The organism is Sphingomonas segetis (genome assembly GCF_009720245.1).
Classification (GTDB): Bacteria; Pseudomonadota; Alphaproteobacteria; order Sphingomonadales; family Sphingomonadaceae; genus Sphingomicrobium; species Sphingomicrobium segetis.
In genome coordinates this window covers 1-5,051 of sequence record NZ_WJSQ01000171.1, presented here as the reverse complement: position 1 = coordinate 5,051, position 5,051 = coordinate 1, and the positions used below count along the sequence as shown (strand labels likewise).

The following is a 5,051-nucleotide window of genomic DNA, read 5'->3' as shown; positions in this document are numbered from 1 at the left end:
TGGGCCAAGCAGGCGACGAGCTTCCGCTGGCCCGCCGCCGGCGGCAACGGTTGGGCTAGCGCCGCGAACCAGGCGCTGCACACGGCGGACGCGGTGCTCGGGCAGCTCGGCAATCCCGTCGGCATCGCGAGCTACCGGCCTCCGCACGCGACGGGCGAGGATTTCCTGCACAATTATATCGGCAACCTCGGCGTGCCGATCGAGCTCTATCCCGAATACCCCACGCAGGCACACACGATCCTGCTCACGCAGGGAGCCGTGAGCGACCCGAACATCATCGCGAAAATCGACGCGAGCCTTCGCGGCGGCGCGAACGTGATCGTCACCTCGGGCTTTCTCGAGGCGACCCAGGATCGCGGCTTCGAGCAGCTCGCCGAGTGGCGGACGACCGGGCACACGATCGCCATCGACCAATATTTCGTCGGCTTTGGCGCGGGCAACGGGACCGAGCTCAAGCAGGCCGGCAAGGACAAGCCGATCCTGTTCCCCGAAGTGCGTTTCTACACCAACGACAGCTGGGGCATCATCCGTGGAGTCGCCGCGGCAAAGGGCTTTCCGATCGTCCTGATGAACCATTATTCGAAAGGCACGCTCTACCTCTGGACCATGCCGGAAAATTTCGGCGAGCTGTACAATCTGCCGCAGCCGATGATCACGCGGCTCAAGCAATTCCTCTTCGCCGAGGCTCCGGTGCAGATCGACGCGCCCGATCACGTCGCGCTCTTCACCTACGACAACGGCGCGTTCGTGGTCGAAAACTACCGCGACGACGCCGCGAGGGTCGGAATCATTCGCCAAGGCGCCGCGCAACCGGAAGCTACCTCAATCCCTCCGCACAGCTTCCGCGTCTTCAAACCCTGAGTGCCGCCGTAGCCTCCGCTTCGCGCTTCAGGTTGCGGGCAAGCTGGCTGAGGCCGTTGAGATATTGCGGGGGGCAGTGGACGTCGCGGTAATCTAGCTGGGCGGCGGCTCGGAGGGTCCAGAAGGGGTCGACGAGGTGGGGCCTTGCCAGCGCCACGAGGTCGGCGCGGCCGGCGGCGAGGATCGAGTTGGCGTGGTCGGGCTCGTAGATGTTGCCGACTGCCATGGTCGCGAGCTTGCCCTCGTTGCGGATGCGGTCGCTGAACGGGGTCTGGAACATGCGGCCGTAGACGGGCTTCTGCCCCGCCCAGGTCTGGCCCGCCGAGACGTCGATCAGGTCCGCGCCCTCGCGCGCGAAGGCTGCGCCGATCTCGACCGCGTCTTCCGGCGTGATTCCATTTTCCCCCGCCCAGTCGGTGGCGGAGATGCGGATCGACATGGGCCTGTCCGACGGCCAGGCAGCGCGCATCGCGGCGAAGACTTCGAGCGGATAGCGCAGCCGGTTCTCGAGGCTGCCGCCATAATCGTCGGTGCGATTATTCTGCAGCGGCGTGATGAAGCCCGAAAGCAGATATCCGTGCGCGGCGTGTAGCTCGACCATGTCGAAGCCGCACTCCAGCCCCATGCGCACCGCGGCGACGAACTGGTCGCGGACCGTGTCCATGTCGGCGCGGGTCATCGGCTTCGGCACCTGGTTGACCGGCGACCAGGGCACGTCGCTCGCCGCCATCACCGGCCAGTTGCCGTCGTCGAGGGGGACGTCGTTGCCTTCCCAGCCGAGCTTCGTCGAACCCTTGCCGCCCGAATGGCCAAGCTGGAGGCAGATCTTCGACTTCGAGTTGGCGTGGACGAAATCGACGATGCGCTTCCACGCGGCGACCTGGGTCTCGTTCCACATGCCGGTGCAGCCTGGGCTGATCCGCCCTTCGGGCGAGACGCAGGTCATTTCGGTGAAGACCAGCCCTGCGCCGCCGAGCGCGCGCTCGCCGTAGTGGACGAAGTGGAAATCGTTGGGGACTCCGTCCACCGCCGAATACATCGCCATCGGCGAAACCGTGACGCGGTTTTCGACTTCCATCTCGCGCAGCCTGAACGGCGCGAACATCGGCGGCGCCGTCCTGTTCGAGCGGCCGTCCGTGGCGCGCTTCCAGAACCAGCGCTCGACCGTCTCCAGCCATTGCCGATCGCGCAGGCGCAGGTTCTCGTGGCTGATGCGCTGCGAGCGGGTCAGGAGCGAATAAGCGAACTGAAGCGGCTCGAAATGGGTGTAGCGTTCGAGCGTCTCGAACCATTCGGTCGAGTTGCGGGCGCTGTTCTGGAGCTTGAGCACCTCGAGGTTTCGCTCCGCCTGATATTCGTCGAGCGCGGCTTCCAGGCTCAATCCTTTGCGGTTGAGCACCTCGGCCAGCTTGATCGCGTCTTCGAGCGCGAGCTTGGTACCGCTGCCAATCGAGAAATGCGCGGTGTGCGCGGCGTCGCCGAGCAGGATGACGTTGCCGCTGGTCCAGCGCTCGCACTTGATCCGGCGGAAGTTTAGCCAGGCGGCAGAGCCGACGAGGTGCGACGCGTTCGACCGCAGCTCGTGCCCGTCGAGATATTTGGCGAACAGCCGCTCGCACGTCGCGATGCTCTCGTCCTGCGACATGCGGTCGAAACCGAAGCGCCGCCATGTTTCTTCGGAGCACTCGACGATGAAGGTCGAGAAGTCGGGCGCGAAGCGGTAAGCGTGCGCCCAGATCCAGCCGTGCTCGGTCTCCTCGAACGCGAAGGTGAAGGCGTCGAACGCTTTCGAGGTGCCAAGCCAGACAAACTTGTTGGCGCGCACGTCGATGTCGGTGCCGAAGGCCTCGGGGTCTGCGTCCCGGAAGCGAGAGTTGGCGCCATCGGACGCGATGACGAGGTCATAGCCGCGCCACTTCGGGTCGGCGGGATTGCACTCGTCATTGAAGTGCAGCACGACGCCGAGCTCGCGCGCGCGATCCTGGAGGATTTCGAGCAGGCGCTTGCGGCCGATGCCGATGAAACCGTGCCCGCCCGAGGTTATGGTCTCTCCCCGGAAGTGCACGTCGATGTCGTCCCAGTGCGCGAACTCCCTGGTGATGATTTCGGCCGAAACGCGATCGTTGGCAGTGATGTTCTCTACCGTCAGGTCGGAGAAGACCACGCCCCAGCCGAAGGTTACGCCCGGCGCGTTGCGCTCGAACACCGCGATCTCGTGCGCCGGGTCGCGAAGCTTCATCGAAATGGCGAAATAGAGCCCTGCCGGCCCGCCGCCGATGCAGGCGATTTTCATTCGCGGCCACCCGAATGTTCGCGAATGTTCGCAGTGACGGACGGGTTCGTGCAGTCTCGCCCACCTTTGCGGTCAGGTACAGGGACGAAGCTCAATTCGGGTGAGAGGAACCGCATTGCCGCAGCATGGCACAGCCGCGCGCCTGTAGGACAGACCCCTCGAATCAGCTGCGCGAATCCACGCCGCGGATGAAGGCGCCGACGAGCGTATTGAATCCATCGGGGCGTTCGAGGTTGGTGAGGTGCCCGGCACGCCCGATCTGCTCGTAGCGAGAGCCGGGGATCAGGCGCTCGAGCTCGTGCGACAGCGCGGGCGGGGTGATGTGGTCGTCGGCGCCGCACAGAATCAGCGACGGCACCCGGATCTGGTGCGCGCGCTCGCGCTGGTCGGCGAGCCAGACCGCTTCCGCGCCGATGCGGAAGGCGACGGGGTCGATCGCCGCCATGGTCTCGACGACTTCAGTCCTGACCGCCGGGTCGGCGGGCTGGGCGAGCAGGACGTCGACCCGCGCCTCGGCCATGGCGCGCATGTTCCCGCTCGCGGCGGTCGAGCGTTCGTAGATGCCGCGCCCGTCGGGATGAGCCGCGAACGTGTCGGCGAGGATCAGCGAGGCGCAGCGCTCCGGGTCGGCATGGTGCATGGCGATGGCGATGACGCCGCCGAGCGACAGGCCGCAGACGTGGGCCCGTTCGATGCCGAGCTTGCGCATCCCCGAAAGGATTGCGGAGGCATAATCGTCGCGCGTGGTGCCTTCCGGCACGGTGTCGCTTTCGCCGTATCCCGGATAATCGAACGCGATCGCGCGGCGCTGCTGTCCGAAATGCTCCAGCTGCGGCCGCCATACGGATTTGTCAGACCCGACCCCGTGAAGGAAGACGATCGGAGTCGCATGGCCGCTGCCGGATTCGGCGTAGCCTATGCTCAGGCCATCTTTGCTTGCAATGCGCGGCATCCTTTCTTGTAACCTCTCGCGGTCCGTTAGCAGCAACGGATTTTTGCACACGAAGGCGCGAAGGAGAAATCAAGGCACGAAGGTGTAGCGCGCCTCTTCTTCGTGGCTTCCTCCTTCTTCGTGCCTTCGTGTGAACATCGACTTGTCGATGCTGAAACAAGTTCAGCATGACGGGTGGCTCGGGTCTCGCTAGGTTGATCGAATGACGCGCATGACGGTCAACGGCGAGGCGGTGCGGTACCGGCTGGATGCGCAGACTCCGCTGCTGTGGGCGCTTCGGGACGCGTCCAACCTGACCGGGACCAAATATGGCTGCGACAGCCGCGACTGCGGCGCGTGCACCGTGATCATCGACGGGCGCGCGGTGACCAGCTGCAGCGTCGCCATCGGCGAGCTAGAGGGCGCGCAGGTGACCACGATCGAGGGGCTGTCCGCGGGCCGCGCGCACCCGGTGCAGCAGGCCTGGCTGGTCGAGCAGGCGACGATGTGCGGCTATTGCGAGCCGGGTTTCATCATGGCGATCGCGGCGCTGCTCGAGTCGAGTCCCAGCCCAAGCGAAGAGCAGCTCGCGGCGCTTCCCAACATCTGCCGCTGCGGTGCCTATCCGCGCATCAAAAGGGCAATCATGCGCGCGGCCGGAACTGCCGCGGCCGGACCTCCCCTGGAAACATGAATATACGGCTCCGAAACGGTTAAGCGAGCGCTCAGGTCGACGAGCGCAAATGCATGTCACGATGTCGAAAGGTCACTGTCATGCGTAAATTCCTTATTTCTCTGTTGCTTGCGAGCGCGGCGGCAAGCCCGGCACTCGCTGCTCCCCGCGACTCGTCCGACCGTCAGCAGGCGCGCGAGGACCGCCAGTCCGCACGCGAAGATCGTCAGTCGGCGCGCGAGGAGCGCCAGTCCGCCCGCGAGGACCGCCAGTCGGCCCGCGAGGACCGGCAG

General features: G+C 65.5%; 4 protein-coding genes and 1 pseudogene. 3 read left to right on the top strand and 2 right to left on the bottom strand.

Annotated features, from left to right (window positions below; genetic code table 11):
- A partial coding sequence (locus GH737_RS15410) for a hypothetical protein (protein WP_230558803.1) occupies window positions 1–861 on the top strand: 861 nt, incomplete at its 5' end.
- On the opposite strand, the gene GH737_RS12835 is transcribed toward GH737_RS15410, so the two are convergent.
- Entirely contained in the window at window positions 851–3,154 is a 2,304-nt protein-coding gene (locus GH737_RS12835; RefSeq protein WP_155265198.1) for a bifunctional salicylyl-CoA 5-hydroxylase/oxidoreductase, read from the bottom strand. The two genes, GH737_RS15410 and GH737_RS12835, sit on opposite strands and share 11 nt — an antisense overlap.
- A gap of 163 nt (window positions 3,155–3,317) precedes the next feature.
- Window positions 3,318–4,106: an alpha/beta fold hydrolase gene (locus tag GH737_RS12830; protein ID WP_155265197.1), complete on the bottom strand. Its 789-nt coding sequence runs from the start codon at window positions 4,104–4,106 to the stop codon at window positions 3,318–3,320.
- A 202-nt stretch (window positions 4,107–4,308) separates the two neighbouring features.
- Between GH737_RS12830 and GH737_RS12825 the strand changes: the two genes are divergently transcribed.
- Entirely contained in the window at window positions 4,309–4,779 is a 471-nt protein-coding gene (locus GH737_RS12825; protein ID WP_155265196.1) for a (2Fe-2S)-binding protein, read from the top strand.
- Window positions 4,780–4,859: 80 nt separating this feature from the next.
- A pseudogene (locus tag GH737_RS15865) lies at window positions 4,860–5,051 on the top strand (hypothetical protein); the annotation flags it as partial.

Excerpts from the sequence above, each read along its gene's own strand:
- GH737_RS12835 (WP_155265198.1), bottom strand. The coding sequence starts at position 3,154 with ATGAAAATCGCCTGCATCGGCGGCGGGCCGGCAGGGCTCTATTTCGCC.
- GH737_RS12825 (WP_155265196.1), top strand. The coding sequence starts at position 4,309 with ATGACGCGCATGACGGTCAACGGCGAGGCGGTGCGGTACCGGCTGGAT.
- GH737_RS12830 (WP_155265197.1), bottom strand. The coding sequence starts at position 4,106 with ATGCCGCGCATTGCAAGCAAAGATGGCCTGAGCATAGGCTACGCCGAA.